This is a genomic window from Alteromonas sp. ABH4_457, assembly GCF_056160625.1.
This window is the reverse complement of record NZ_JBSWXN010000040.1, coordinates 1-225: the sequence shown is the minus strand read 5'-3', so window position 1 is coordinate 225 and position 225 is coordinate 1. Positions and strand designations below refer to the sequence as shown.

General features: G+C 46.2%; 1 protein-coding gene. It reads left to right on the top strand.

The annotated features are described in order from the left end of the window. Positions 1–5 precede the first annotated feature (5 nt). Positions 6–225 (top strand): GTP-binding protein (locus ACXAGR_RS23845; protein ID WP_474852936.1); only part of this gene is annotated, 220 nt, incomplete at its 3' end.

The window sequence follows — 225 nt, the reverse complement described above, 5'->3', positions numbered from 1 at the left end:
GAAAAATGGCAAAAGAAAAGTTTGAACGTACGAAACCCCACGTAAACGTGGGTACAATCGGCCACGTTGACCACGGTAAAACCACTCTGACTGCAGCAATCACTACCGTCCTTTCAAAGACTTACGGTGGTTCAGCTCAGGCTTTCGATCAAATCGATAACGCGCCTGAAGAAAAAGCTCGTGGTATCACCATCTCTACTTCACACGTAGAATATGACACGCCTA